Here is a 26,366-nt window from a genome sequence, read left to right on the forward strand (position 1 = left end):
GGTGCCTGCGAAAGCCGTACACGGCAACGAGCGAACCCACGTGGAGCGCCGGGTCCGCGACCTGCTGGCCCGCAGGGCGGTGCTGCCCGGCGTCATCGAGTCGGTCGAGGCGGAGGCCGACCTGTGGGAGCTGGGGATGGAGTCGCTCGCCATGGTGGGCGTCATGGTCGCCGTGGAGGACGAGTTCGGCATCGAGTTCCCCGACGAGCTGCTCACCCGGGAGACGTTCCGGTCGCTGGCGGTCATCACGGACGCGGTCATGAGCCTGACGCGGGGAGAAGACCGCCCGTGACGGGAGATCGCGAGAGCGCCGCCGGGACCTGCCGGGAGCTTGCCAAGGGTGTGCTGGCCGAGCACGCCACCGAGGTCGACAGGGACGCGCGCTTCCCCAAGGAGGCGCTGCGCGCCCTGCGCGCGCACGGCCTGCTCGCCGCCGCGGCTCCGGTGGAGCGCGGCGGTCTCGGCGCGGACGTGCCCGCGCTCGCCGGCATGGCCGCCGCCCTGGCACGCGGCTGCGGCGCCACTGCCATGATCTGGGCGATGCACCAGGTGCAGCTCGCCTGCCTGCTCGCCTGCGACGAACGGCCCAGGCCACGCGAGGCCGTGACAGGCCCCGGGCCGGGCGAGGCCGTGACCGGGTCCGAGCTGCGCGAGGCCGTGACCAGGGTGGTACGCGACCAGCTCCTCATCGCCTCGGCCACCAGCGAGGCGGGCATCGGCGGCGCGCTCCGCACCAGTGCCTGCGCGGTCGAGCGCGACGGCGCCTCCGCCCGCCTGGACAAGCGCGCCACCACCGTCTCCTACGGCGTCGAGGCCGACGCCCTGCTCGTCAGCGCACGCCGCGGTCCCGGCTCACCGCCCGGTGACCAGGTCGCGGTGCTCGTCGACTCCGCCCGTACGCAGCTGGAGGTCCTGGGCGGCTGGAACCCCCTCGGCATGCGCGGGACGTGCAGCCCCGCGCTGCGGGTCCGCGCCGAGTTCGAGGACTGGCGGATCCTGCCGGTGCCGTTCGGCGACCTCGTCGCCCGGGTGATGACCCCGCTCTCCCACGTGCTGTGGTCCGGGGTCTGGTACGGGCTGGCGGCCGAGGCCGCCGACCGGGCCGTGCGCCACGCCAGGGCACGGGGGGACGGCGCGGGGCCGCCGAGCGGGAGCCTGGCCGAGATGCGCTGGCGGCTGGCCGGGCTGGAGGCGCAGCTCGACGCCGCGGCCAGGGAGGCGCAGGACGTCCTGACCGGGGCCGCGGAGCCGACCGTCGCCTTCACGTTGCGGGTCAACTCGCTCAAGCTCGCCATGTCGCAGGTCGCGGTGGACGTCGCGCTGGCCGCCATGCGGGTGTGCGGCATGGCCGGCTACTCCGAGGAGGGCCCCCACTCCGTGGCCCGGCTCCTGCGTGACCTGCTGTCGGCGCCCCTGATGATCAACAACGAGCGTCTGGTGGCCATCGGCTCCCAGCTGGCCCTCATGGCCAGGGAGCGGTGATGGACGAGACCTGGGCACACGTGCTCCCGCCCGGCGAGGTCTTCTCGCCGGCCAGCGGGGGCTCGCTCGGCACGGTCGCCGCCGAGCTCACCCGCGAGCACGCCAGGCACGGCGGCGCCACGGTGATCGTCGCCGACCGCGGCGGGGAGCACGCGTCGCGAGGGGTGCGGCTGCTGCCGTACGACAGCCCTGGGGAGACGCTGGGCGAACAGGCGCGGCGGGAGGACGACGAGTCCGCCGCGCGGGGCGAGCGCCGCGCCCACTACGCCAGGTTCGTCCGGCCGGCGCTGGAGGCGCTGCCGGACGGGTTCGCCGGGCCGATCGTGCTGCACAACGCGGTCGCCGCCGTTCCCGAGCTGCGGCGGCTGCGACCGCGGGCGCGGGTGTGCCTCTATCTGCACGCGGACATGTTCCGGTCGTTCCCGGCGGCCGAGCGGGCGCGCGTGGTGGCCGAGGCGGACGTGGTGGTGTGCGTGAGCCGGTTCGTGGCCGGGCGGTTCCTCGACGGGACGGGGCTGCCGCCGACGGCTGTCGCGGTGGTGCACAACGGGCACGACCCGGCGAGGTTCCACCCCGCTCCGCGGCCGCCGGGCTCGATGCCGGTCGTGCTCTTCACCGGCCGGCTCGCCCCGGAGAAGGGGCCGATGGCGCTGATCAACGCGTGCGTGGAGCTGGCGCGCGCCGGTGCCGGCTTCCGGCTGCGCATGGTGGGCAACGCCGAACTGCACGCGTCGTCGGCGCCGGACCGGTTCGAGCGCCAGGTGAAGCACCGTGCCTGCCTGCTGGGGGACCGGGTGGAGTTCTCGCCGTTCGTGGACCGCGCCGCCATAGGGGACGTGTACCGGGAGGCCGACGTGTTGTGCGTGCCCTCGCTGTGTGAGGACGCCAGCCCCCTCGTCCTCACCGAGGGCCTGGCCAGCGGCCTGGCCTGCCTGGCGAGCGCGCGCGGGGGAGTGCCGGAGGTGGGGCGGGACGCGGTGCGGTACTTCGACTACCGGCGGCCCGGCGACCTCGCCCGGCAGCTCGGGCGCCTGATCAGGGAACCGGGACTGCGGGCCGAGCTGGGGCGGCGTGCGCTGCGCCGCGGGCGCGAGCTGACCTGGGAGAGCCGCTACCGGTTGTTGCGGTCGCGGCTGGCGGAGGCGCCCCGATGAGCCGGCCGGTGCTCGTGGTGTCCGCGCATCTCGACGACGCCGTCCTGTCCTGGGGCGGCACGATCGCCGCGCTCACCGGGCGGGGGGTGCGGGTGGTGGTGCTCACCGTGTTCGCCGGGTGCGCGGGCGATCCCCTGCCGCCGTACGCCGAGCAGTACCACACCTGGTGGCGGGCGGCCTGCGCGACGGCCGGTGACACGGCGGCCGACGGGATGCGGCTGCGCCGCGATGAGGACGTGCGGGCGTGCGCGGTGCTCGGCGCCGAGCCCGTGCACCTGGACTTCCTCGAGGCGCTGTATCGGCGCGGGACCGGCGGGTCGCCCCGCTGCTCCGCCGGGGACGACCTGTTCTCGCCGCCGGGGCCGGACGACCTCGTGCTGGAGAAGGCCGTCGCCGCCGAACTGGGCGGCTGGATCGCCCGGCTGGCGCCGGGAGAGGTGCACGCGCCCGCGGCGATCGGCGGCCATCTCGACCACGTGCTGACGGCGCGCGCCTGCGAGTGGGCGCTGCGCGACGCCGCGGAGGAGCCGCGGGCGCGCTGGTACGAGGACCTCCCGTACGCACTCGAACCACCTGATAACGGCCCGGCGGCCGTCTCCCCCCTGACGGGCGACGACTGGCGGCGCAAGATCGCGTCCGCCGCCGCGTACCGGTCACAACACCCCATGCTCTGGGACGACGACTGGCCCGACCGGCTGCTCGCCCACGCCCGGGAGGTGGGCGGAGGAAGTCCGGGCGAACGTCACTGGGACACCGCCCCGGCCCCGGATGGAGATCATTGACATGCCCGAGAAGCCCGTTGATAACATCCTGCCCGTCTCCGGAGCCGGAGGTCACATGGCCCTCGCCCAGCAGGAACAGCACGCACCGTCCCCGCCCGTCCGGTCCTTCGACGTCTCGCCCGGCCAGGCCACGTGGCTGCCCGCCGCGACCGAGGCGCTCGCCGCCGACGGCGCGGTGCTGCTCACCGGCACGGGCCTCGCCGGCATGGCCCGCGAGGTCGGCGAGCGCATGCTCGCGGAGGTCCCCCTGCTGGTGGAGTACCACGACGCCCTCATGGCCTACGACGACGGCCACATGCGGCACCGCCCGCCTGGCGGGAGCGACGGGCACGTGGCGGCGTTCCTCGGCCATCCGGCGGTGCTCGCCCTGTGCCGCGAGCCGTTGGCGGCGCCCCGCGTGCTCAGCTACCACGGGCACACCGTGCTCCCCGGCTCCAGTCCGCAGCCGGTCCACGCCGACTGGGAGCCGCTGTGGCCGCGGAGCGCGGCCGCCCACCCGCCGTTCATGCTGGCCGTCAACATCGCGCTGGTGGACACCGGCGAGGACAACGGCAGCATCGAGGTCTGGCCGGGCACTCACCACCTCGCCTCCCAGGACGTCTACCGCCAGGGCTCGCTGTGCGTACGCGAGGAGCTCCTGGAGGAACGGCGGCGGGCACGACCGCCAGGGCGCGTCGCCATGCGCGCCGGTGACGTGCTGGTACGTGACGTGCGCCTGTGGCATCGGGGCACCACGAACGCGACCGGCACCGCACGGCCGATGTTGTGGCTGCTGCTGGCCGCCCCGTGGCTGCGTGCCGAGCCGTCGGTGCTGCTGGAGGCCGGCGTACGCGGCGAGGTCGAGGCGCTGCCCGTCGAGGTGGCCGCCGAGTACGTCGGCCACCCGGTCGGCGCCCTGTCCGAAGGCGGGGCGGAGTGAGCACCGCACCGTCCCCGTCCCGACCGTTCCCTCAGGGAGGGCAGTTGCCGTACGAGGTCCGCCTGATCACCGAGCAGGACATCGAAGAGGTGCTCGTGCTGTGGGGGTTGAACGCCGGTGAGCATGTGCCCCTGCTCTCCTATGATCGCTGGGGGCCGGGTGTGGCCGTGCCGGCGCGGCCCGAGGTGGCGGAGGTGGAGGCGTTCACCCGTGACCCGCTCGACGGCACCAGGGACCTGCTCCGCGCCGCGCTCACCGACGAGCTGTCGTTCTGCCTGGTGGCCGACACCGGGCACGAGCTGGAGGGGTTCCTGACCGGGGAGCTGCACACCCAGTCCGTCAACGACTTCCGCATCGGCTCCGTCCGCGAGCTCTACGTCCGTCAGGAGAGCCGGCGCCGCGGCATCGGGTCCGCCCTCGTGGAGGGCGCGATCGCGGAGTTCCGCCGGCGGCGGGCGCGGATGTTCCGCGCCGAGGTCAACCCCGACTGGAAGGACGGCATGGCGTTCTGGCGGGCACGGAGCGCGTGGCTGCAGGACGCGGTGGTGTTCAACCACTACGAGTGAGCAGCCCACCCAACCATCCGCGACACGCCTGGGGAGCATGATGAGCCTGCAGAACGACGGCGTCACAGTGGTCGCCGAGGACTCCACCCCGATCGCCGGCGACCCTGACGCGCTCCGGCGGCGCCTGCGGGAGCACGGCATGCTCCTGTTCAGAGGCCTGCTGCCGGAGGCGCGGCTGGCCGAGCTGCGCGCCCGGTTCACCGAGGTGCTGCGCCGCCACGAGTGGCTGGCCGACGACGGGCAGGACGCCGAGCCGCGCCCGGCCGCGAACCGCCGCGACGGCAGCCCCCGCTGGTGGCGCATGTACGAGGACCTGCAGCGGGTCGAGCTGATGCACGAACTGGCGCACGCGCCGGAAGTCGTCCAGGTGATGCGGGCCATCCTCGGCAAGCAGCTGCTGAACCACACGCGGCGACAGGTCAGCCTGGTGCATCCCGGCTTCTGGATCCCGCCGCACCAGGAGCACACCTACGTCCAGGGCACCCCGGACGTGCTGACCGCCTGGGTGCCGTTCACCCCGTTCCCGGCGGACGGCGGCACGCTGCGCGTGCTGCGGGAGCCCTCCGTGCCCGGGGTGCGCCCGCTGACCGTGCTGGACACCGGCGGGGTCGAGGCCGTGGTCGAGCCGGGCGAGGGTGACTGGTGGCGGGCCCCGGACCTGGGGCCGGGCGACGTGGTCGTGGTGCACGCGCTGGCGACACGGGCGGTGGACGAGAACCTCTCGCCGTACCTGCGCGGCGCCGTGGAGTACCGCTACCAGTCGGCGCGCGAGCCGGTCTGCTTCGCCTCGCTGCGCCCGCACCACTACCCCCGGGTGCCCGGCTGGGACGACCTGGCGGCGGGCTGGGCCGAGAGGCGCTGGCTGCGGGTTCCGCTGCGGGTCCGGCAGGTGGACTTCCTGCTGCCCGAACGGCAGGAGAGCTGGCACGAGCTCCTTCCGCGCCCGACGTCGCGGCTGCTCGACGTGGAGCCCGGCCGGACGTGACATCGACTGGCCGGCCCTGGAAAGGGGGCGGGGCCGGCGCGGCGAGGGTGGCGATCCGGCTCTGCTTCGAGGCGTCACCGAGGCTCCTCGTCCTCGTCCTGCTGCTGTCCACGGCCGTGTCCACGCTGCCCGCGGCGCTCCTGCTCATCGTGCGCGAGATCGTCGACGCCTTCTCGCACGGCCAGGACGGCCGGGCGACGGCGTGGATCCTGGTGCTCGGCGGGCTGACCGCGATGCGGGTCGCGCTGGGCGCGATGTTGTCGGTGCGCCGCGAGGAGCTGACCGAGCTGGTCGGCATCACCTCCGAGCAGCGCCTGCTGCGGGTCACCGGCTTCGCGCCGCTGGAGCGGTTCGACGATCCGGCCTGGTACGACGCGGTCTCGCGGGCACACGACGGCGTGACCTGGCGGCCGGCCGCCATCGCCGGGATCCTCATCGAGTTCTGCGGCCAGATCGTCTCGCTGGCCGGCATGGTGGGCGTGCTGGCCGTACTCGACCTCCGGCTCATCGGCCTGGCCCTGCTGGCGGGGGTGCCGCTGCTGGTGCAGCGGCGGCTGGAGGCCAGGGCCGTCTACCTCGCGCGACGGGGCACCACCGAGCTGGAACGCCGCCGCGACTACCTCACCGAGCTGCTCGTCCGCTACGACCTGGCCAAGGACGTGCGCAGCTACGGGCTGGCCACGCCGTTCGCCCGGATGCACGACGACGTCAGCCGCCGCGCGCTGCGGGCCGTCGTCGCGGCGAGCCGCCACAACGTGGCCCGCGGGCTGGTCGCGGGCGTGCTGAGCGCCGTGTGCCTGGTGGTGGCCTACTACCTCGCCGCCGGTCAGGCGCAGTCAGGAGCGCTGACGGCGGCGGAGCTGTTCCTGGTCTTCACCGCCTTCAGCACCATGGTGAACAGCACGGTCGACCTGTTCACCATCGTGGTGGACATCGAGGAGCACGCCGCGTACCTCACCGACTTCGTCGCGCTGGCGTACGGGGCGCCGCCGCCCGCCGAGCGCGCGTCCGCGGCTCCGCCTGCCGCCCCTGGCCAGGTGCCGAAGGTCGAGTTCCAGGGCGTCGGGTACGCCTACGCCGGCGGGTCGCCGGTGCTGCGCAAGGTGTCGTTCACGCTGGAGCCCGGCGAGTTCACCGTGCTGGTGGGACGCAACGGCGCGGGCAAGTCCACGCTCGTCAAGCTCCTGCTCGGGCTGCTCGGCCCCGTCAGCGGGCGGATCCTGATCGACGGCGCCGACCTGGCGGAGCTGGACCCGGCACGGCTGCGGGAGCTGATCGGCGTGCTCTACCAGGAGTACGGACGCTACGAGTTCACGGTGGCCGAGTCGGTCCGGCTGGGGCGGGCGGACCGGCCGCTGGACCGCGACCGGCTCGACTTCGCGCTGCGGGCGGGCGGGCTCGACGGGCTCGTCGAACGGTTGCCGCACGGAGCCGACAACCCGATCGGCCGGATGTTCCCCGGGGCCCGCGACCTGTCCGGCGGCCAGTGGCAGCGCCTGGCGCTGGCACGGGTGCTCTACCGCGACGCGCCCGTCTGGGTGCTGGACGAGCCCACCGCGGCGCTCGACGTGCAGGCCGAGGCCGCCCTGATCCAGCGCCTGCGCGCGGAGCGCGGCAGGCGGACCGTGCTGCTGATCACCCACCGGCTGGAGACGGCGCAGACCGCGGACCGCGTGCTCGTGCTGGACGACGGGGTCCTGGTGGAGCACGGCCCGCACGAGGAGCTGATCGCGCGCGGCGGCAGCTACGCACGTCTCTGCGCCGAGTACGCCGCCCGATCCGGCTAGCCTGCGGCCCTGCGCTGCTGGCCTGCGGCCCTGCGCCGCTAGCCCGCGGCTCTGCGCTGCGCCGTGGCGGCCAGGAACTCCAGCACGCAGCGGTTCGCCACCAGCGCGGTGACGTCGGCGTGGTCGTACGGCGGTGCGACCTCCACGACGTCCATGCCCACGACGTCGGTGTTGCGGACCAGGTCGCGGATGCCGGCGAGCAGCTCCCTGCTGGTCAGCCCGCCGGGTTCGGGGGTGCCGGTGCCGGGCGCGTACGAGGGGTCGAGCACGTCGATGTCGATGGAGATGTAGACCTTGCCGGTGACCGTGGAGATCACCTGCTGGACGATGTCCGTGAGCCCGGTCTCGTCCACGTCCATCATGGTCCAGTGCTCGACGCCGTTCTCCCCGGCCCAGGCGAAGGTCTCCCTGGACGGGCCGTAGCCGCGCAGCCCGATCTGGAACACCTGGTTGGTCAGCCCTTCCTCGATGACCCGCCGGACCGCCGTGGCGTGGGTGAGCAGGCGTTCCGGGCCGCCGTCCCAGGTGTCGGCGTGGGCGTCCCAGTGCACGAAGCTCACCGGGCCGTGTTTGTCCGCCACGGCGCGCAGCACCGGCAGCAGCACAGAGTGGTCGCCACCGAGCACGACCACCTGCTCCGTGACGGACATGAGCTCGCGCACCCACTTCTCCGCGGCGTCCAGGTTGCGGTCGTGCTGGCCGGGGGTGACGGGCACGTCGCCCACGTCGACGATCCGCAGGTGCTCGAAGATCTCGGTCTCGAGCCCGACGTGGTAGAGGTTGCCGGCGATGAGGTCGGACGCCTCGCGGATGGCCGTGGGACCGAAGCGCGCGCCCGGACGACCGCCCGTGCCCGAGTCGACGGGCACACCCAGCACCACCACGTCACTCGGACGCCCCTCGAACCTGCCGTCATTTGACGGGGGAATGTCATGAAACGTCCGCGTGGGCACTCATATCCCCAATCGCACACTTGTCTCTTTGGTTATCGGTGGGCAGCATAGGTCAAAGATCGCGCGCACAACACCGTCAGCCGGACGTGGCCATAAGGGGAAATCTCATCTCTCATTCTGTGGTTGGGGAAATATCCGGCCGCTGGGCCTCCAAATGGGCCGCCGAGTGGGCGCGGCCGATCCGCAAGGAGTACCGCGACGGCACGGATCGAGCGGTGAGCCCGGCCGCGACCCTCGACAGGGTGTCACCGGCCATGGCCGTCGCCGGCATCACCCGCGTGGCGAACGTGACCGGCATGGACCGGATCGGGATCCCGGTCTGGTGCGCGATCCGTCCCGCGTCGCGGAGCCTGGCCGTCTCCCAGGGCAAGGGCGTCACCGCCGACGCCGCGAAGGTCTCGGCGATCATGGAGTCGCTCGAACTGTGGCACGCCGAGACCCACCACCTCCCACTCCGGTACGACAGTTACCGCGCGCTCGCGGCCCGCGGCGAGGCGGTGCTCGATCCGCTGACCCTCGTTCGCTGCCCGTGCAGCGAGTACGCCCCGGACCGCGCGATGCGCTGGGTGCGCGGCTGGGACCTGATGGGACGCGAGCCGGTGTGGGTGCCGTACGAGGCGGTGCACTGCGACTGGCGGGTGCCGATCGCGCCGGGCGACCACGCCGTGCAGAACGGATCCAACGGCCTGGCCTCCGGCAACAGCCTCATCGAGGCCGCCGTCCACGCCCTGTGCGAGCTCGTCGAGCGCGACGCCATCGTCGCCGCGCAGGACGCCGGCGACCTGCTCGCCGCGCGGCGGATGGTGCGCCCCGAGTCGATCGACGACGCCGGCTGCCTGGCCCTGCTCGAACGGTTCCGCCAGGCCGGGATCGACGTGCTGGTCTGGGACCTGACCTCGGAGACCGGCGTGCCCGTCTTCAACTGCCTGGCCGTGGAGACCGACACGCCCTGGTACCACCCGCTGCCCCAGACGCAGGGCTCCGGCTGCCATCCCCGCCGCTCCATCGCGCTGTCCCGTGCGCTCACCGAGGCGGCGCAGGCCCGGGCCACCGTGATCGTGGGGTCCCGCGACGACATCGGCCGCGACCGGCAGAGCTGGTACTTCGACCCGGAACAGCGGCGCGCCGTCGGCGACGCGGTCCGCGACCGGCCGTCGCGCGACTACACCGAGGCGCCGGACGTCGACCACCCGACGATCAACGAGGACCTGGACTGGCTGGTGGCCCGGCTGGCGGCCACGGGGGCCGCCTCCGCCGTGGTCGTCGACCTGACGATCGAGGACCTGGGACTGCCGGTGGTCAAGGCGGTCGTGCCGGGACTGCGGTGGCGGCCATGGGAAGAGTGAGCCCGGACGCCCGGCGTCCGCCGGTGGTCTTCCTGGGTCCCACGCTGCCGGTCGAGGAGGCCGCGCGCATCCTGCCCGCCGACTACCGGCCGCCCGCCGAGTTGGGCAGCGTCTATCGCGCGGCCCGCGAGCGCCCGGCCGCCATCGGGATCGTGGACGGGTACTTCGAGCGCGTCCCCGCCGTCTGGCACAAGGAGATCCTCTACGCACTCTCGCTCGGGATCAGGGTGTACGGGGCGGCGAGCATGGGCGCGCTGCGGGCCGCCGAACTGGCCGCGTTCGGCATGATCCCGGTGGGCGAGGTGGCGGAGCAGTACCGGCTCGGACTCCTGACCGACGACGACGAGGTGGCGGTGCTGCACGCCCCGGCGCAGGGCGGATACCGGCCCATGTCGGAGCCCATGGTCAACATCAGGGCGACGTTGTCGGCCGCCGTCCGGGAGGCGGTGATCGACCAGGACGTCGCCGCCGTGCTGGCGGCACGCGCCAAGGACCTGTACTACCCCGACCGGGACTGGGCGGCGCTGCTCGATGTCGCCGCAGGTTCCGAGGCCGCGGCGCAGGTCGCCCGGCTGCGCGCGTGGCTGCCCACGGGCGCGGTGGACCAGAAGAGGCTGGACGCCGAGCGGCTGCTCGCCGAGATGAGGCGGTGGCTCGAGGCGGGAGGCGGTGCACCCTCGACGCCGCCCCGGCCGTTCGAGCAGACGGAGAACTGGCGGGAGCTTGTCGTCGGCGATGCCACTCCAGGGGCCACTCCCGGGGCCGCTCCCGGGGGCCCGCCGCCGGGAGCGGCCGGTGGTGACGGGCGAGTGGCCGGCGGACGGCGCGGCCAGGGGCGAGAGGAGTCCGGGGCAGTGAACGGTGACGGCAGGCCGATGATCAGCGAAAGGCCGGAGGAGAGCGTGCCGCGCAGGCCCGCCGGGACGAGAATCCGCGCGGCCGAGGTGCCGCGGCGCCATGTCACGGACATCGCCGACGTGCTCGAGCTCGAACGGGGCCGCCGCCCGGTCCTCATCGAAGGCGCCCTGGACGGCTGGCCCGCCCTGGACCGCTGGAACCCGGACTACCTCAGGGAGAAGGCCGGGGGAACGCGGGTGCCCGTCGAGTTCTACCCCTCCGGCTCCTACTACGGCAGCTGGGTGCAGGCTTCCCTGCGCATGGACCGCTACCTCGACATCCTCACCTCACCCGGGGAGGCCGAGCGCTGCTACCTCGCCCAGGTGCCGCTGCTGGACCTGCTGCCTGAGCTGGCGGACGACCTGTCGGTGCCCCGCTGCCTGGCCGGGGCGCCGGAGCTGGGACTGGCGTTCTTCCTGGGCCGCGACACGGTGACCGCACTGCACTACCACAGCAACGAACAGGCCCTGCTGTGCCAGGTGAGCGGGGCCAAGGAAGTGCTTCTGTATCCGCCGGAGGATCACCGGTTCCTGAATTTCCATCCGTGGTATTCGTACCGGTTCAATTTCAGCCGGATAGATTTCTCCGCCATATCGGATGGGCCCGGTTCGCCGGTGCGGTGCACCGTACGAGCGGGTGAGGCCCTTTACATCCCCCTTTACTGGGGGCACCTCGTCGAAGGGCCGGGCACCACGTCGTCGGTGACGTTCTTCTGGCAGCCCACCACCGGGCGCACCTGGCGCTCGCCCGGCATGCGGCTGCGGGCCGCCGTGGGCGGGGCCGTGCGGCGCCGCTTCGTCAGCCCGTTCAGCGAGACGTTCAACCGCCGCTTCGGTCTGGGCGGCTGACCCGCTCGGCCCCCGACAGCCACTCCTCCAGGACCGCCAGCCGGGCCTGCGCGTCCACCGGTACGCCGTCGCCCGGGGTCAGCAGCCCGAGCTTGCGGCACAGCGGATACTCTCCTGCCTCGCCCGGGACAGTGATGGGCGCCGCCGGCGGGGGCGCGGTGGGAAGCGCGCCTCTGGCGGCTTGGGAGACGAGCGAGACCAGCAGCCCGTTGCGCCGCAGGTGGGGCGTGGGCCGGCGCGCGTCGTACCGGGCGTCCGGGGGCAGCCGGAGCGCCCACGCGGTGAAGCCCGGGTCGAGGAACGGCGACGCGCGCGGGACGGGCGCGGCGGCGGCCACCGCGGCAGGAAGCGGCCCGGCGAAGCGCGCCATGCGGGCCCGTACGTACGCGCGGACCGGGTCGCGGTCGCCGGCGAGACACTCGGCCAGCCGGCGGATCCAGCCGGCCGTCCACGCCTCCACGTGGGCGCGCAGATCGGGCGCGAGCACGCGTGGCGCCTCTCCCAGCGCCTGCGCGAACGGAGCCAGGGCCACGTGCAGGCGGGCACGCAGCCGGCGCGCCCGCGCGCCCCGGCCCAGCACCGCCGCGGCGTCCGCGAGTGCCGCGGCGACGCCCTCGGCCTGCCACCGGTCGGCCAGCTGGCGGCCGGTGGCTCTCATCCCCGTGCGGCTGGAGGGCACCGGAAGGGGGCCGGACTGGAGCAGCTCTTCGCAGCCGTCCGCCGTGAGGATCACCGTCGCGCCGAGCTGCGTGGCCCTCGCCTCGGCCGCCCGCACCAGCGGCGTCCGCGCCAGGTCGGGCGCGACGGGGTTCGACGCGGTGGGACCCGGGTCGGGCAGCCGGGCGGCTTCGGCCGGGTTCGACGCGGTGGGACCCGGGGCGAGCAGCCGGTCGGCTTCGGCCAGGAGGAACCGGTGGTGTCCGCCGAGGAGCGCGAGGACCTGCTGCGCCGGCACGGCCACGCTCGCTCCGTGCGGGTCGGGGTGGTCGGCCACCACGACGCTCACCTCGGCGTCCACCGCCCGGCCCGCCGCCGCCAGCAGCGCCGTCGCGCCGGGGCTTCCGTCGTACAGGACGGCCACCGCCCGGTGCGGCCCGACGACCCGGCGGACGGCGTCCGCCAGCCGCTCGCCCAGCTCGCGGGGATCGGCCGTGCCGGTCTCGCCGCCATGCGCTGTGCCTTGGCTGCCGGTGGCGTCCTGCCACGGAGAGGCGGGGTACACCCCCAACGCCAGTGACGGGCGCGACAGGTACAGCGCCAACGCGGCCACGTCGATCCTCCCCAGAGCCTCCCCGCTCACGGGGAAGTCCGAGACGGGCCGGCTCATGCCGTCGCCCCGATGCCGGCCACGCGTGCTCCGCGCGCCTCCGCGCCGCGCAGCCAGAGCTCCACCGCGCTGGCCGTGGCGACCTCGAACGTGTCCCGGCACCGCGTCCGCCAGTCCAGCCGCAGCAGCCCCCGCTCGACGGCCAGAGACGGTTCCACCCGCGTCAGCCGCCAGTACCGGGCGTACGACTGCGAGCCGCGCTGCCGGTACGGCGGCAGCACGGAGCCGATCCCCTCCGGGAGCAGGTCGGCGACCAGCCGTTTCCTGCGCAGGTACTCGTTCTCGTACGCCGCCGAGTAGCGGGAGGCCGGCGGCAGGTGGAGTGCGTACTCGGCGAAGGCGGGGTCATAGTACGGAGCGGCCTCGGGCAGCTCGGTGGCCGGCACCACGACGTCGTACGGGAACGTCCGGTGGATCATCAGCGCCTCCGCCCACGACGCGCCCGCCTCGGCGGCGACCCTCGCCGACTCGCGCCGGTAGTCCTGCTCCCACGCGCACGCCTGTTCGTGGACCTCCTCGGTCAGCAGCGCCGAGCCGGGCTCCCGCGTGCGCTGCGGCCACGCGGTCGGCCAGTAGAGCGCGGAGGAGATCCCGCGGTTCAGCCGTCCGGCCAGCACCGCCGTCAGCTCCCGCAGGGGAGGCCCGCCGCCGGCCGAGGCGTCCCTGAGGTACGCGGCGAGGTTGCCGAGGGAGCCCCGCCCGAGCAGCCGCGCGGCCATGTAGCCGGGCGCCTCCAGCAGCTGGTCGGCGCCGCTGCCATGGAGCAGGACCTGCGCTCCCGCGTCGGCGGCGAGCTCGGCCATGCCGCGGTGCAGCCGGGGGAAGCCGTCGAAGCGTGGGCCGTGCTCGCACCAGTCGGGCTCCGGCCAGCGCCGGGGAGCCGCGTCCACGCGCAGGTGGGGGCAGCGCAGCCCGAGGAACTCCAGCAGCCGGTCCACCACTGTCTTGGGCCGGCGCCCCCGGTCGTCCGGGATGTCCATGGTGACGGTCAGCAGCCGCCGATCGGTACGGCGGCAGACCCGGGCGGTGACGGCGAGCAGGGCGGCGGAGTCGAGCCCGCCCGAGGTGGCGACCGCCACGTGCTCCCGGTCGCCGATCGCCCGCTCGACCGCGGCTTCGAGCCGGTCGCGCAGCTCGCCGGGGCGGGCGTGGCCGCGGGGCCTGGGCGGTGCGTGCCGTACGCGCTCGAGACCGGCCCACGGCGCGGCCGGGAACAGATCGGTGCTCAGCGCCGGCCAGGTGAACCAGGTGGCCAGCGCGGCCAGGGAGTAGGCGCCACCGGCGCCCGGCGGAGCGGCGGCACGCCCCGAGCCGGTCTCCTGGTAGGCAGGGCTGCTCACGAACGGCGAGAGCCGGTCGGGGGCCGCGGTGTAGCGGAAGGACGGGCGCTCCGCGGCGGCAACCCGCGGCGGAGTCAGGTGCGCGTGCTGAGGGCTGGTCATGTGCGCCTCTCTGCGAGGTGGAACGCGAGCTGGCGGCCAACCACCCGGGCGAGCCGGATCCGGTTGGCGGGGCGGGTGATGCCGTGGCCCTCGCCGGAGAGCACCAGGCAGTGGTGGGGATGGCGGTGCTCGGCGAGCGCGGCGGCCATGGCGGTGGAGTGGGTCCAGGGGACCAGCGGGTCGTCCCTGCCGTGCACCAGCAGCACCGGCGTGTGACAGCCGGCGGCGTGGGTGAGGGGCGAGCGGGCGCGCAGCCGGTCGGCGTCGCCTTCCGGGTCGCCCACGCGGTACAGGAAGTGCGCCCGCTCGTGGTGCGACGACTGCTTCACGTGCCGCAGGAACGCCACCAGGTCGGTGGGTGCGCAGACGGCCACGGCCAGCGCGAAGGCCTTCGGCCGGGCGGTCGCGGCCATGAGCGCCGCGTACCCGCCGTACGACTGCCCCATGATGGCCACCCGGTCCGGGTGCGTGTGCCCTTGCGCGACCGCCCAGCGCAGCGTGTCCTCCAGGTCGTCCTGCATCCTGCCGCCCCAGTCGGCGCGGCCGAGGTCCAGGAAGCGGGTGCCGTACCCCTCCGAGCCGCGGAAGTTGACGCGCAGGGACGCGTACCCGAGCTCGGCCAGCCACTGGGCCTGCGGCGACAGGCCGCATGAGTCCCGCGACCACGGGCCTCCGTGCACCAGCAGCACGGTGGGGTACGGCGGCGCGAGCCCGTTCGGGGTGACCAGGTAGCCGTCGAGCACGAGGCCGTCGCGTGCCGGGACGGCCACGGTGGCGGTGGGCGCGATCACCCGCCGGCTCGCCGTGCGGGTGATCCGCGCGGCCAGGCCGGGTTTCGGCCGCTCCGGGGTGAAGGGATGTGCGGTGCCCGCCCTGCGGTCCCACAGCAGGTGCCGGGAATCGAGCTGCACGAGCCAGGTGGTGTTGTCCCGCGTCAGGCCCACGAGCTCGAGCTCGCCCGGATGGCGAGCGATGAGCTCGGCCAGGTCCGCGGCCAGCTCGGGGTCGAGCGCGCGGTGGCCCTGTCGGGCTCCCGACACCAGCGCGAGTTGCGGGACCCGCGTCACCGGATGCAGCACGACGTCGAGGTCGTGCTCGCCGTCCTCGAGCACGGTCCGCACCTTGCCGGTACGGAGGTCCAGCAGGCGCACGCCGAGGAAACCGCCACGGCAGGGACCGGACAGGTAGAGGCCCTGACCGTCCGCCGTGACGTCGACCGGGTGGGTGACCAGGGAGGCGGGTGGCCGCGAGCGCCACACCTCGCACCAGGTGTCCGCCTCCGCCGCGTACACCACGAGGGAACCGTCGTCGGCCCGGGCGGTGGCCGCGCACGGCCGGTCGCCGGCGTCGCTGAACAGGCGGCCTGCCGTGCCGGCCCCCGGCACGCGGCGGGCCGGTCCGCGGGGCGAGGACAGGATGTGCCACGCCGCTCGCCCGTCCGCGTCGGCGCCGCTCAGCAGCAGGCTCCGCAGCCGCGGCTGGTCGCGGTCCACGACGTGGATCCGGTCGGCTCCCTCCGGCGTGACGTCGGTCGTCCGTCCGGTGGCCTCGTCGTACACGATCACCCGGTCGGTGTGGCCGGCCACGACCGCGACCAGCGCGCCGCCCCCGGGCCACCAGGCGTGATCCGCGACTTGGACGCGCCCGAGCGGAAGCCTGCGCACGCCGTGCTCCCGCCGCCAGACGAACAGGCCCGGCTCCCGCTCACTCTGCCAGCTCACCGCCCGGCCGTCGGGTGACAGGGCGAGGTTGACGGCCGGTTCTGCGCCGAACCACCTGCGTGCCGCGCCGCGCATGCTAACGGGCGGCCACCGGCTCGGCGCCGGCTTCCAGCGCACCTGCCACCCACCGCTCCACGTTGCGCACCACGATGGGCAGCCGCGGATGGACCCGCTCCAGGTCGAGCCGGTCCATCGGCTGGATCAGCCCCAGCTCCTCGACCAGGAGCGGCCCCTCGGGCAGCACGTCGAGCACGTATCGCCGGAAGGCGTCGGAGTAACTCTGCTTGTAGCCCGGCAGCAGCGGACGCAGCGCGGGCGGCAGCAGACGCAGGTGCAGCGCCTTGTACCACTGGTACGGGTACGGCCCCACGGCCTGGAACCGGGAGGCGGGCGGCAGCCCGAAGGCGTACCGGACGAACAGCTCATCCACGAACGGCGAGCGCTGCCGGATCGGCGCCCCGAGCGGATGCGCGTCGTACGCCCAGGGGAAGATGGAGTCGTGCAGGCTGGCCGTCGCCCAGTCCCCGCCGGCCTGCTGGAACGACTCGAACCTGCCCGCCAGCCAGTGCTCGGTCCATGCCCTCACCGACTCCCGGTATACGTCGGCGAGCACCGAGGGGCGTCCGCTGTTGACGACGTCGCGCAGCGCGGTCGCCACGTACAGCTGGAAGGAGAGCTGCGGCGGCAGCCGTCGCGCCACGATCGCGGCCGCCTCGCCCGCCACCTCCACCAGGGAGTCGCCCTTGCCGAAGGCCGCGAGGTAACTGCGCAGGTCGCGCCATTTGCGCCCGCGTGCCAAGGAGGCGGACAGGTGGTTCCAGGCGCCGAGCACCTCGTCGCCGCCCTGGCCGCTGAGCAGGACGGTCGCCCCGATCGACTCGGCGTGGTCCACGGTGGCCTGGTGCAGGCGCGTGTAGTAGTCGTGCCGGGGGCCGAGCGGCGACCATCGCGGCTCGGGCAGCGCCTGCCACTCGGCGGGCAGGACGTGCAGGCCGCAGGAGATGTCCACGGCCTGGAGCTGCCGGTGGACCAGGGCGGCGGTGGCCTTGCCGAACTGGTCGCGCAGGTTCCACACGACCGCGCTCAGCCGCCGTCCCTCCCGCTGGGCCTGCCGCCAGGCGTGCACGAAGACGGCCCACGAGTCCATGCCGCCCGAGAGCAGCACCACGGCGGACTCCGCGTCGCCCAGGCAGCGGGAGACGGCCGCGGCGAACTCCTCGCCCAGTGCCGACTCGTCGGAGGAGCCGAGTGGAGGCAGATCGAGGGGCGGGCGGTGCCGTACCACGCCCTCCCAGGGGCACTCGGGCGGGAACTCCGCCTCGAACGGCAGCCCGTCCAGCAGCAGCGCCAGCCGCTCCAGCGAGAACCGCTTCGCGGACGTGACCAGGCGCAGCGGATCGTGGTCGAGCGCGCCGTCCTCCGTTCGCGAGTAGAGGGGCTCGGACAGGATGTCCGAAACCCCTCCAGACGTGCTGAATTCTGATCGCAAGGAACGGTTACCGCTTCTTGTTCAGCATCTTGCGGGATGCCCGGAACGTGGCCCAGAACTCAGAGACTGCCCGGACATTGCGGCGGACCGCCGACTCGCTCGGCTGGACGGCGTTGGCGACGAGGAGATTGCCGCCGCACCGGCGAACGCCACCACAGCTGTCACGTGGTAGGTCGCTGTGCCCCATTTCGTACCTCCTATCGGGTGCGAATTTGGGCACGATTCTTAGAAATGTCGGCAATAGCGTCAACGATGAACATTTATCCGCATTGAGCGGACTGATCATGGCGACCTGCGGTGCGTATGGTGAGAAAGTTGCTCTGTACGCCATGCGCGGGGAGGGACCGCTGTTGCCCGGGTTACTGCATGACGTCCTCGCCCGGAGGGCGGCCGCCCACCCGGCGGCGCCGGCGTTCACCGTCGATGGGGTGGGCACGCTCGACTACCTGAGCTGGCACCTGGGCGCGCTGCGGGTCGCGGCGGGGCTGGCCGCTCGCGGAGCGCGTCCGGGGGAGCGGGTGGTCCTCGCCTTCGAGGACGGCGACTGGCTCTCCTTCGCCACCTGCTTCATGGGCGTGCTGGCGGCGGGCGGGGTGGCCGTGCCGGTACGCGCTCCCGTCCCCGCGCCGCACCTGCTGTCCACCGCCGCCCGGGTGGGCGCGGCCGGCCTGGTCGTCGGGGGCCGGTGGTGGGAGGCTGCCACGGAAGCGGACGGGACCGCGTCCGGCGGATGGCTGGCGCACGCCACCGACCTGACGGCTCCCACCGGCGCGGCCTCGACTGGCGCGGCTCCGACCGGCGCGGCTCCGACCGGCGTGGTGCGTCGCGCCGGGACGGATCCCGCCGCGGTGATCCTCACCTCCGGCACCACCGGCGCGGCCAAGGCCGTGCTGAGCAGCCACGCCTCACTCACCGACGACTGGCCGGAGGGCGACGACGTACCGCCTCCACAGGACAACGCCCTGTTCACCTCCGTGGCGATCGGCACGAACGCGGCGCAGTCCGTGCTGAAGAGCTGCCTGCTCAACGGCGTGCACGTGGTGCTCGGCCAGCCGTTGGCGCCAGAACGGCTGGCCGGGCTGATCGAGGAGCACCGGGTGAGCGCGCTGAGCGTGGTGCCGACCACGGCGCGACTCGCGGTGGCCGCGCTGCGCAGGCAGGGTCACGCACCGGCGCGGGTCCGTTCGGTGGTGTCGTCCTCGGCCCCGCTGGATCAGCCCACCGTGGACGGCCTCGCCGAGGTGTTCCCGCAGGCGGAGATCTTCAACGTCTACACGGTGGCCGAGGGCGGCGCCGGGCTGCAGCACCGGTGTCTCCCCGGCCGTCCCCCGGCACTCGGCGCGCTGGGCCAGGACGCGCGCGTGGTGGACGACGCGGGCCGGGACGTGGCCCCCGGAGAGGTCGGGGAGCTCTGGCTCCGCCACACCGGCCCGGCGCTGAGCTATCTGGAGCCCGCCCCGGAGCCGGGGGACGCCGCCGCGACGGGTACGCGTTACCTGGCGGACGGCTGGATCGCGACCGGCGACCTGTGCCGGCTCGACGACGACGGCCTGGTGCACTTCGTGGAGCGCGCCGACGACGTCATCGTCTCCGGCGGGCTGAACATCGCCTCGGCGACGGTCGAGGCCGCACTGCGAACCCATGCGGCCGTCAAGGATGTGGCCGTGTTCGGGGTGCCGCACGCCGCGCTCGGCCGGGCCGTCGCCGCGGCGGTCGTCCTGACGGCCCCCGCCACGGCGGCCGGCCTGCGCGAACACTGCGCAGAGCGGTTGCCGCGCGACCACGTGCCGGTGGACGTCGTGGTGGTCGAGGAACTGCCCGTCACGCCCAACGGCAAGGTCCGCAAGCGGCTGCTGACCGAGCAGTACGTGCACACACACCAAGTTGCCGCAGCGGCGGCGGCGGAGCCCCTCGGCGACGAGGTGGAGCGGATGGTCTTCGCGGCCTTCCGCGACACCCTGGCCGTGGAGCCGATCCGGCGGGACAGCGACTTCTTCCGGCTGGGCGGACACTCCCTCCTGGCCGCCCGGCTCGCCGCCGAGCTGGAACGCCGTACCGGGCAGAGCGTCAAACCCACGCTGGTCCTGCGCCATCCCCGAGCCGGCGACCTGTCCGACGCCCTGCGACGGTCCTGGGCCCAGGGCGCCGTCCCCGATGAGTTTCCGCCCCGCCACAGGTCATCACAGTCATGACAACCTTCGCTCTGATCCACGGCGGCGGTGGAAGCGCCTTCGACTGGCACCTGGTCGAAGCCGAGCTGCGCCGCCTGGGGCACGACACGGTCGCGGTGGACCTCCCGATGTCCGACCCGCAGGCGCGGCTCTGGGACTACGCGGACGCCGTCGTCCAGGCCGCCGGCGAGCGCCCTGACCTGGTCGTGGTGGCCCATTCGTGGGGCGGCTTCGTGGGCCCGCTCGTCTGCGCGCGGGTCAAGGCCGCCGCGCTGGTGCTGGTAACCGCCATGATCCCGAGCCCGGGCGAGGCGCCGGACGACTGGTGGGAGCGCAGCGGCCGGACCTCCTCGGACATCGAGGACGAGTACGAGCTCTTCCTGCACGACGTCCCGCGCGAGCTGGCCGACCGGGTGCTGGCCCACGACCGCGCGCTCGCCGAGAAGATGAGCATGGACCGGGCGGTACACGAGCCATGGCCGTTGACCGCCTGGCCGGACGTGCCGACGAGATACCTGCTCTGCCGCGACGACCGCTTCTTCACCCCGGACTTCGTCCGCCGCCACGTCGAGGAGCGGCTGGGCATCGTCCCGGACGAGCTGCCCGGCAGCCACATGGTGATGCTGTCGCGCCCACGCGAGCTGGCCGACTACCTGGACCAGGTGGCCGACGGGCTGTGACGTGCGGCATTGCCCGGCCCCGGCGGGGCAGGCGGGTCAACGACGCGCGGCGGCGGCTTCGCGGAGCAGGTCGAGGAACGCCGACAGCGGTGGATGGCTCTCGGTCGTTTCCTTGACGACGACGAAGATGGAGCGGACCGGGGTGGGCCGGGTGACCGGCACGCCGGTGAACGAGCCGGCGGGCAAGGCGCTCAGCGCGAGCCGGGGAATCATCGTCACGCCCAGTCCGGTGGCGACGAAGGCGACCGCGGTGGCGTAGTCGTGGGCCTCCACCACGAAGTTGGGGTTGAAGCCGGCCGCGCCGCAAGCGTCGAGCATGGTCTGCCGGCAGATGCTGGTGGGCCACTCGTTGTCGATCCATGGTTCGCCGCGCAGCCTGCCCAGCTCGATGACCTCCGCGGCGGCAAGAGCGTGCCCCGGCGGCAAGATCGCCAGGAAGGGGTCATCGAGCAAGTGGATGGCCCGCAGTCCGGTGGGCACCCGAGCAGTGTCGTCCAGCACCATGATGTCCGCGTCGGCGGCCTCGCCGGCCAGTCCCTTGCCAAGCCGTAGTTCCACCCTGACCTCCGGGAACCGGCGGTTGAACTGCGCGATGACGGGCGGGATCAGGACGGCTCCGGCGGTGGCGAAGTAGCGGACGGTCAGCCGGCTGGTCTTACCGGCGCGCAGGTCGGCGAGGGCGGTCTCGGCGCGGGCGATCTGGGTCTGGATCTGCCCGGCGTGGCTCGCCAGGAGCCGGCCGGCCTCGGTGGGGCGGATGCCACGGCCGTGGCGCTCCACGAGCGGCGTGCCGGTCTCCCGCTGCAGCGCGGCGACGTGCTGGCTGATCGCGGAGGGCGTGTAGCCGAGGTTGGTGGCGGCCGCCTGGATCGAGCCGGTCTCGACAACGGCACGCAGCACGGCCAGGCGGTGAACGTCGAGCACGACCGAATCATACAGTCACACTTCACAATAGTTAAGAAATCATCGCTTGTGCTGAAATATAAGTACAGCAGAGGATCTGTGCATGGAAGTGGCAAGCAAGATCCGCCTCGGGATCATCGGCCTGGGTGTGATGGGCACTGAAATGCTCGATGTCGCGCAGCGGCACCCACGGTTCGAGGTGGTCGTGGCCGCGGATCCCAGCGCGCGGGTGCTCGACCGGGTCCGGGCGGCTCACCCAGGACTGGCCTGCGTCCAGGATGCCGATGAACTGCTCGGCCGGCACGCGCTCGACGCCGTCTACATCGCTTCACCGCCCGCCACGCACGCGCGCTATGCCGTACGCGCCATGAAGGCAGGGCTGGCGGTCTTCGCCGAGAAGCCGCTCGCCGTCGACCTGGCCGAGGGCCAGGAGATGGTGACCGTGGCCGCGGCGACGGGAACGGTGAACGCCCTGAATTTCGTCATGTCCGACCGCGGCGCCGCACTGGCCATCGACAAGGCGCTGCGTACCGGCCAGGTCGGCACGGTACGCCGGATCGAGATGCGGTTCACCTTCCCCCAGTGGCCACGGGCCTTCCAGGAGGACGCCCGGTGGGTGGCAGGGCAGGCGCAGGGCGGTTTCCTGCGTGAGGTCGCCTCGCACTACCTGTTCCTGACCGATCGGTTGCTGGGGCCGCTGTCACCAGTCCACACTCACGTCACCTACGGCGCGGCCGCGGAGGACGCCGCCTACGGCCTGTTCCTGGCGGGCGACGTGCCCGTCACCCTCTCCGGCCAGGTGGCCGCGGGGCCGGAGACGTACGAGTGGACCCTGTACGGAACCGACCGGTCGTACCGGATCACCGACTGGGCGCGCCTGTGGTGCGGCGACCACCGAGAATGGACCCCGGTGGACCTCGACGGGCCGCGCGGCAGCGAGCACACCAGGCTCGGCGAGTTCGCCCGTGCGATGCGGGGCGAGGACACCACCCTGGCCGACTTCGCCGCCGGCCTGCGAGTCCAGCAACTCGTGGAGCATTTCCACCGCCAGACCTGACGGCTGGCTTCTCAGTAAGGCTTAATGGTCGCCTCAGCCCCGTCCCATGGCTGCCGTCGATCGTTCCTGCCATGAGCACGATGACGATTGCAGCGCCTCGGGTCGCGGCGGCACGGGGAACCCGCCTGGTCGAGGTGGTGGTTCCCGTCTACAACGAGCAGCGGGTCCTGGCGGAGAGCGTCCGCAGGTTGCACTCCTACCTGGTCCGCACCTTCCCCTACGGTTTCCGCGTCACGATCGCGGACAACGCGAGCACCGACGACACCTGGCAGATCGCGACCGAGCTGGAGCGGGACCTGCCGTACGTCCGGGCGGTGCGCCTCGATCAGAAGGGCCGGGGCAGGGCGCTGCGGAAGGTCTGGTCCGAGAGCGACGCCGACGTCGTCAGCTACATGGACGTCGACCTCTCCACCGATCTGGACGCGTTCCTGCCGCTGGTGGCGCCGCTGCTGTCCGGACACAGCGATCTGGCGATCGGCACCCGGCTGTCCAGGGGATCGAACGTGGTCCGCGGGCCCAAGCGGGAGCTCATCTCGCGCGGCTACAACCTGCTGCTCCGCTCCGTGATGGGCGCCCGGTTCTCCGACGCCCAGTGCGGGTTCAAGGCGGCGCGGACCGAGGTCGCGCAGGCGCTGCTGCCCGTCGTGGAGGACCAGGAGTGGTTCTTCGACACCGAGCTGCTCCTGCTGGCCGAGAGCCACGGGCTGCGGATCCACGAGGTACCCGTGGACTGGGTGGACGATCCCGACAGCCGGGTCGACATCGTCAAGACCGCCACGGACGACCTCAAGGGGATGTGGCGGGTCGCACGGACGACCCTGTCGGGCGCCGCGACCCCCGGGCGGGCGCAACTGCCCGCGGGCATGGCCCGCCAGCTGCCCGTGTTCGCGGTCATCGGCGTCATCAGCACGCTGGCCTACCTGCTGCTGTTCTCGATGCTCGGCGCGCTGATGCCGTCGATGGCCGCCAACGCGGTCGCCCTGCTGGTCACCGCCGTCGCGAACACGGCCGCCAACCGCAGGTTCACCTTCGGGGTGGCGGGCCGGACGCGGGCCGTACGCAATCATCTGGAAGGTCTGATCGTCTTCTTCGTCGGACTCGGGCTGACCACCGCGAGCCTCGCCCTGCTTCCCGGTACGGCCTCGCACGCGGCGCAGTTGGTCGCCGTCACCCTCGCCAACGCGTTCGCCACCCTCGTCCGCTTCGTCCTGCTGCGTGCGTGGGTCTTCAACCCCCGGAGGGCCCGATGACCGCGCAGCTGCTGGGACGTCCGGTCGATCACGCCGTGGCCGGCCATCGCGGCGCCCCGCGGCGGGGACCCCTGGGACGGCTGTTCCTCGGCCCGCCGCAGGACCCGCGGTGGGCCCGCCCCGCGATGTGGGGGGTGCTGGCCCTGGCCGCCTTCCTCTACACGTGGGCGCTCGGCCAGAACGGCTACGCCAACACCTACTACGCCGCCGCCATCTACTCCGGCACCCAGAGCTGGAAGGCGTTCTTCTTCGGCGCCCTGGACAGCGGCTCGTTCATCACCGTCGACAAGCCGCCGCTGGCCCTGTGGGTGATGGGCCTGTCGGCTCGCGTCTTCGGGTTCGGCACGTGGAGCATGCTGCTTCCCCAGGCGGTCGCGGGGGTCGCCGCCGTGGGGCTGGTCCATTCAGCGGTACGGCGGGCGCTCGGGACCAGGCCGATCGCCCACGTGGGAGCGCTGGTCGCGGCCACCGTGCTGGCGCTCACGCCGATCACCGTGGCGATCAACAGGGACAACAACCCCGACACGATCCTGGTCCTGCTGCTCGTCGCGGCGGCCTGGTTCTGCCTGGAGGCCGTCCGCACGGGGCGGATGCGCGCGCTGCTGGTCACGGCGCTGCTGGTCGGCCTGGCGTTCAACACCAAGATGCTCCAGGCGTACCTGGTGGTGCCCGCCTTCGCGGCCGTCTACCTGATCGCCGCACCCGGCAGGCCGCTGCGGCGGCTCGGCCACCTGCTCGCCGCCGGAGCGACCCTCGTCGCGGCCAGCGCCTGGTGGATGGTGATCGTCGATCTGTGGCCGTCGGACAGCCGGCCGTACATCGGCGGCAGCGAGGACAACACCGTCTGGGACCTGGTCATCGGCTACAACGGCCTGGGCCGCGTCTTCGGCGCCAGTGGGAACGGCGGCGGCGCCAGCTTCGGCGGCGAGGCCGGGGCCACGCGGCTCTTCAACGACACGATGGCCGGCCAGATCTCCTGGCTGATCCCGTTCGCGGCCCTCGCGCTGGTCGTGGGGATCGCGCTGATCGGCCGCCGGCCGCGGACCGAGCCGGTTCGGGCCTCCCTGCTGCTGTGGGGCGGCTGGCTGGCCATCCACTTCATGGTGTTCAGCTTCTCGGAGGGCACCTTCCACCCCTACTACAGCACCGCCATGGCCCCGGCGATCGCCGCGCTCACTGGGATCGGCGGGGTGCTGCTGTGGCGGGCCTACCGGGGCTCCTCCGTCTGGAGGCCGGCACTGCCGCTCGGCGTCGCCGTCACCGGTGGCTGGTCGTTCGTGGTGCTCAGCCGTACCGGCGACTTCGTGCCGTGGCTGCCCTGGGTGGTCGCCGGCGCGACCGCGGTGGGAGTCGTGGGCCTTCTCGTGGCGGCCTTCGGAGTTCGGCGGCTGGCCGCCGTGGCCCTGGTCGCCGGGCTGTCCGGCAGCCTGGCCGGGCCCACGGCGTACGCGCTGACCCCGCTCAGCTCCGCCGTCCAGGGCACCAACCCGACCGCGGGCCCGGCCGGCAGCGGCGGCTTCGGCGGCGCCCGCCAGGCCCCTCCCACTGGCCAGTCGGAAAGCGGCCGGACCGCCCGGCCCGGAGGTCCCGACGGCGGCCAGGTGAGCACCCAACTGATCGAGTACCTGGAGGCCAACCAGGGCGACGCCACCTGGCTCGTGGCCGTCAACAGCGCGCAGAGCGCGTCCTCGATCATCCTCTCCAGCGGCAAGGCGGTCATCTCCATGGGCGGCTTCACCGGCAGCGACCCGGCCATGACCGTCGCCAAGCTGAAGGAGTACGTCTCCAGCGGCCAGCTGAAGTACCTCCTGATCACCAGCGGAAACGGCCCGCGAGGCACCGACTCCTCGGTGACGGAGTGGGTGAAGGCCAACGGCACCCTGGTGGACGCCTCGGCCTACGGCGGCACTGACAGCAGCGGCCAGGCCCTCTACAGACTCGGCTGAACAGGGTGAGAGGATCTCCTGGCGATATGGCATGGTTTCGAGCGTTGGGTGGGGAGATGTACGTAACATCCCTGGGCGAAGACGGCGCCGAGTTGCGCCCGCTGGAGCCGTGGCGGGCCGAGGAGTTCCTGGCCCACATGGAGCGGGGCCGGGAGTTCATCGGCCAGTACATCGCGCTGCCGGACGTGGTCAAGGACGTGGAGTCGAGCCGGTCGTACCTCCAGTCGTACGCGGACAAGGCCGCGGCCGACACCGGGCGGATCTACGGCATCTGGACGGACGGCACGCTGGTCGGCGGAGTGCTCTTCCGGACGATGGACGTGGCGCTCGGCATCGCTGAAGCGGGCTGCTGGCTGGAGCCCGCGGCGGTGGGCAAGGGCCTGGTGACGAGGGCCGCGCGTGTGATCATCGATTGGGCTGTCGAGGAACGGGGCATCCACCGCGTGGAGTGGCAGGTCGCGGCGGCGAACGAGGCCAGCATCGCGGTGGCCCGGCGGCTCGGGATGACGAAAGAGGGCGTGCTTCGGGAGAGCTACCCGTACCGGGGCAAGCGGCACGACATGGAGATCTGGTCGGTGCTCGCGCCGGAGTGGCGGTCGGGCAAGCAGGCGTCCTGAGAGCGCTCAAGCGACGCCGCGGACCGGCCGCCGTCGCACTTCCT

22 protein-coding genes are annotated in these 26,366 nt (G+C 73.3%); 16 read left to right on the forward strand and 6 right to left on the reverse strand.

Annotated features, from left to right (window positions below):
* Nucleotide 1 precedes the first annotated feature (1 nt).
* From ACIBVN_RS12885 to ACIBVN_RS12920, 8 genes are read left to right on the forward strand one after another with little or no spacing between them, the layout of a single operon-like run.
* Nucleotides 2-292 (forward strand): acyl carrier protein, encoded by a 291-nt coding sequence (locus ACIBVN_RS12885; RefSeq protein ID WP_397135706.1) that lies wholly within the window; start codon nucleotides 2-4, stop codon nucleotides 290-292.
* Nucleotides 289-1,482, forward strand: a complete 1,194-nt coding sequence (locus ACIBVN_RS12890) for an acyl-CoA dehydrogenase family protein (RefSeq protein WP_397135708.1) — start codon at nucleotides 289-291, stop codon at nucleotides 1,480-1,482. The genes ACIBVN_RS12885 and ACIBVN_RS12890 overlap by 4 nt, the downstream gene beginning before the upstream one ends.
* A complete protein-coding gene (locus tag ACIBVN_RS12895; protein WP_397135710.1) occupies nucleotides 1,482-2,636 on the forward strand; it encodes a glycosyltransferase family 4 protein in 1,155 nt (384 codons plus the stop codon). Before ACIBVN_RS12890 ends, ACIBVN_RS12895 begins: the two co-directional genes overlap by 1 nt.
* Complete coding sequence (locus ACIBVN_RS12900) at nucleotides 2,633-3,418, forward strand: PIG-L deacetylase family protein (RefSeq protein WP_397135712.1); 786 nt, start codon at nucleotides 2,633-2,635, stop codon at nucleotides 3,416-3,418. The genes ACIBVN_RS12895 and ACIBVN_RS12900 overlap by 4 nt, the downstream gene beginning before the upstream one ends.
* A gap of 1 nt (nucleotide 3,419) precedes the next feature.
* Nucleotides 3,420-4,337 carry a phytanoyl-CoA dioxygenase family protein gene (locus ACIBVN_RS12905; protein ID WP_397135714.1) on the forward strand — a complete coding sequence of 306 codons (918 nt, stop codon included), beginning with the start codon at nucleotides 3,420-3,422 and terminating at the stop codon, nucleotides 4,335-4,337.
* Nucleotides 4,338-4,381: 44 nt separating this feature from the next.
* A complete protein-coding gene (locus ACIBVN_RS12910) occupies nucleotides 4,382-4,903 on the forward strand; it encodes a GNAT family N-acetyltransferase (RefSeq protein ID WP_397135716.1) in 522 nt (173 codons plus the stop codon).
* Nucleotides 4,904-4,940: 37 nt separating this feature from the next.
* The gene (locus ACIBVN_RS12915) at nucleotides 4,941-5,888 is read left to right on the forward strand and encodes a phytanoyl-CoA dioxygenase family protein (RefSeq protein WP_397135718.1); all 948 of its coding nucleotides are present in this window, start codon (nucleotides 4,941-4,943) and stop codon (nucleotides 5,886-5,888) included.
* On the forward strand, nucleotides 5,885-7,675 hold the full coding sequence (locus ACIBVN_RS12920; protein WP_397135720.1) for an ABC transporter ATP-binding protein: 1,791 nt from the start codon (nucleotides 5,885-5,887) through the stop codon (nucleotides 7,673-7,675). Before ACIBVN_RS12915 ends, ACIBVN_RS12920 begins: the two co-directional genes overlap by 4 nt.
* A 38-nt stretch (nucleotides 7,676-7,713) precedes the next feature.
* Here the strand turns inward: ACIBVN_RS12920 and speB are convergent, their stop codons facing one another.
* A complete protein-coding gene (gene speB, locus ACIBVN_RS12925; RefSeq protein WP_397135722.1) occupies nucleotides 7,714-8,628 on the reverse strand; it encodes an agmatinase in 915 nt (304 codons plus the stop codon).
* Between the two features lie 119 nt (nucleotides 8,629-8,747).
* On the opposite strand from speB, the gene ACIBVN_RS12930 reads away from it, so the two are divergent.
* Together ACIBVN_RS12930 and ACIBVN_RS12935 are read left to right on the forward strand one after the other, a co-directional pair.
* Complete coding sequence (locus ACIBVN_RS12930) at nucleotides 8,748-9,974, forward strand: YcaO-like family protein (protein WP_397135724.1); 1,227 nt, start codon at nucleotides 8,748-8,750, stop codon at nucleotides 9,972-9,974.
* Nucleotides 9,962-11,719, forward strand: coding sequence for a TfuA-like protein (locus tag ACIBVN_RS12935; RefSeq protein ID WP_397135725.1), 1,758 nt, complete (start codon nucleotides 9,962-9,964; stop codon nucleotides 11,717-11,719). Before ACIBVN_RS12930 ends, ACIBVN_RS12935 begins: the two co-directional genes overlap by 13 nt.
* On the opposite strand, the gene ACIBVN_RS12940 is transcribed toward ACIBVN_RS12935, so the two are convergent.
* Genes ACIBVN_RS12940 through ACIBVN_RS12955 form a run of 4 tightly spaced genes read right to left on the reverse strand, consistent with a single transcriptional unit; the run spans nucleotide 11,691 to nucleotide 17,698 of the window.
* Nucleotides 11,691-13,046, reverse strand: coding sequence for a hypothetical protein (locus ACIBVN_RS12940; protein WP_397135726.1), 1,356 nt, complete (start codon nucleotides 13,044-13,046; stop codon nucleotides 11,691-11,693). The genes ACIBVN_RS12935 and ACIBVN_RS12940 overlap by 29 nt on opposite strands.
* Nucleotides 13,043-14,488 (reverse strand): asparagine synthase-related protein, encoded by a 1,446-nt coding sequence (locus ACIBVN_RS12945; protein ID WP_397135727.1) that lies wholly within the window; start codon nucleotides 14,486-14,488, stop codon nucleotides 13,043-13,045. The genes ACIBVN_RS12940 and ACIBVN_RS12945 overlap by 4 nt, the downstream gene beginning before the upstream one ends.
* Complete coding sequence (locus tag ACIBVN_RS12950; RefSeq protein ID WP_397135728.1) at nucleotides 14,485-16,284, reverse strand: alpha/beta hydrolase family protein; 1,800 nt, start codon at nucleotides 16,282-16,284, stop codon at nucleotides 14,485-14,487. The genes ACIBVN_RS12945 and ACIBVN_RS12950 overlap by 4 nt, the downstream gene beginning before the upstream one ends.
* Before the next feature lies 1 nt (nucleotide 16,285).
* Complete coding sequence (locus ACIBVN_RS12955; RefSeq protein ID WP_397135729.1) at nucleotides 16,286-17,698, reverse strand: asparagine synthase-related protein; 1,413 nt, start codon at nucleotides 17,696-17,698, stop codon at nucleotides 16,286-16,288.
* A 350-nt stretch (nucleotides 17,699-18,048) separates the two neighbouring features.
* Here ACIBVN_RS12955 and ACIBVN_RS12960 point away from each other — a divergent pair, with 350 nt between their 5' ends.
* Entirely contained in the window at nucleotides 18,049-19,890 is a 1,842-nt protein-coding gene (locus ACIBVN_RS12960; RefSeq protein WP_397135730.1) for a class I adenylate-forming enzyme family protein, read from the forward strand.
* Entirely contained in the window at nucleotides 19,887-20,549 is a 663-nt protein-coding gene (locus ACIBVN_RS12965) for an alpha/beta fold hydrolase (protein WP_397135731.1), read from the forward strand. Before ACIBVN_RS12960 ends, ACIBVN_RS12965 begins: the two co-directional genes overlap by 4 nt.
* Before the next feature lie 36 nt (nucleotides 20,550-20,585).
* Here ACIBVN_RS12965 and ACIBVN_RS12970 read toward each other — a convergent pair whose 3' ends face one another.
* Nucleotides 20,586-21,473, reverse strand: coding sequence for a LysR family transcriptional regulator (locus ACIBVN_RS12970; RefSeq protein WP_397135732.1), 888 nt, complete (start codon nucleotides 21,471-21,473; stop codon nucleotides 20,586-20,588).
* Between the two features lie 82 nt (nucleotides 21,474-21,555).
* On the opposite strand from ACIBVN_RS12970, the gene ACIBVN_RS12975 reads away from it, so the two are divergent.
* From ACIBVN_RS12975 to ACIBVN_RS12990, 4 genes are all read left to right on the forward strand, one after another.
* Nucleotides 21,556-22,509, forward strand: a complete 954-nt coding sequence (locus ACIBVN_RS12975; RefSeq protein WP_397135733.1) for a Gfo/Idh/MocA family protein — start codon at nucleotides 21,556-21,558, stop codon at nucleotides 22,507-22,509.
* Between the two features lie 71 nt (nucleotides 22,510-22,580).
* The gene (locus ACIBVN_RS12980; protein WP_397135734.1) at nucleotides 22,581-23,759 is read left to right on the forward strand and encodes a glycosyltransferase; all 1,179 of its coding nucleotides are present in this window, start codon (nucleotides 22,581-22,583) and stop codon (nucleotides 23,757-23,759) included.
* Nucleotides 23,756-25,705: an ArnT family glycosyltransferase gene (locus tag ACIBVN_RS12985; protein WP_397135736.1), complete on the forward strand. Its 1,950-nt coding sequence runs from the start codon at nucleotides 23,756-23,758 to the stop codon at nucleotides 25,703-25,705. Before ACIBVN_RS12980 ends, ACIBVN_RS12985 begins: the two co-directional genes overlap by 4 nt.
* A gap of 56 nt (nucleotides 25,706-25,761) precedes the next feature.
* Entirely contained in the window at nucleotides 25,762-26,322 is a 561-nt protein-coding gene (locus ACIBVN_RS12990; RefSeq protein WP_397135738.1) for a GNAT family N-acetyltransferase, read from the forward strand.
* Nucleotides 26,323-26,366: the final 44 nt, after the last annotated feature.

Source organism: Nonomuraea sp. NPDC049400 (assembly GCF_044466425.1).
Lineage (GTDB): Bacteria > Actinomycetota > Actinomycetes > Streptosporangiales > Streptosporangiaceae > Nonomuraea.

Coding starts and splice junctions, on each gene's coding strand:
- ACIBVN_RS12895 (WP_397135710.1), top strand. CDS start 1,482: ATGGACGAGACCTGGGCACACGTGCTCCCGCCCGGCGAGGTCTTCTCG.
- ACIBVN_RS12900 (WP_397135712.1), top strand. CDS start 2,633: ATGAGCCGGCCGGTGCTCGTGGTGTCCGCGCATCTCGACGACGCCGTC.
- ACIBVN_RS12905 (WP_397135714.1), top strand. CDS start 3,420: ATGCCCGAGAAGCCCGTTGATAACATCCTGCCCGTCTCCGGAGCCGGA.
- ACIBVN_RS12915 (WP_397135718.1), top strand. CDS start 4,941: ATGATGAGCCTGCAGAACGACGGCGTCACAGTGGTCGCCGAGGACTCC.
- ACIBVN_RS12935 (WP_397135725.1), top strand. CDS start 9,962: ATGGGAAGAGTGAGCCCGGACGCCCGGCGTCCGCCGGTGGTCTTCCTG.
- ACIBVN_RS12940 (WP_397135726.1), bottom strand. CDS start 13,046: ATGAGCCGGCCCGTCTCGGACTTCCCCGTGAGCGGGGAGGCTCTGGGG.
- ACIBVN_RS12945 (WP_397135727.1), bottom strand. CDS start 14,488: ATGACCAGCCCTCAGCACGCGCACCTGACTCCGCCGCGGGTTGCCGCC.
- ACIBVN_RS12950 (WP_397135728.1), bottom strand. CDS start 16,284: ATGCGCGGCGCGGCACGCAGGTGGTTCGGCGCAGAACCGGCCGTCAAC.
- ACIBVN_RS12965 (WP_397135731.1), top strand. CDS start 19,887: ATGACAACCTTCGCTCTGATCCACGGCGGCGGTGGAAGCGCCTTCGAC.
- ACIBVN_RS12975 (WP_397135733.1), top strand. CDS start 21,556: ATGGAAGTGGCAAGCAAGATCCGCCTCGGGATCATCGGCCTGGGTGTG.
- ACIBVN_RS12980 (WP_397135734.1), top strand. CDS start 22,581: ATGAGCACGATGACGATTGCAGCGCCTCGGGTCGCGGCGGCACGGGGA.
- ACIBVN_RS12985 (WP_397135736.1), top strand. CDS start 23,756: ATGACCGCGCAGCTGCTGGGACGTCCGGTCGATCACGCCGTGGCCGGC.
- ACIBVN_RS12990 (WP_397135738.1), top strand. CDS start 25,762: ATGTACGTAACATCCCTGGGCGAAGACGGCGCCGAGTTGCGCCCGCTG.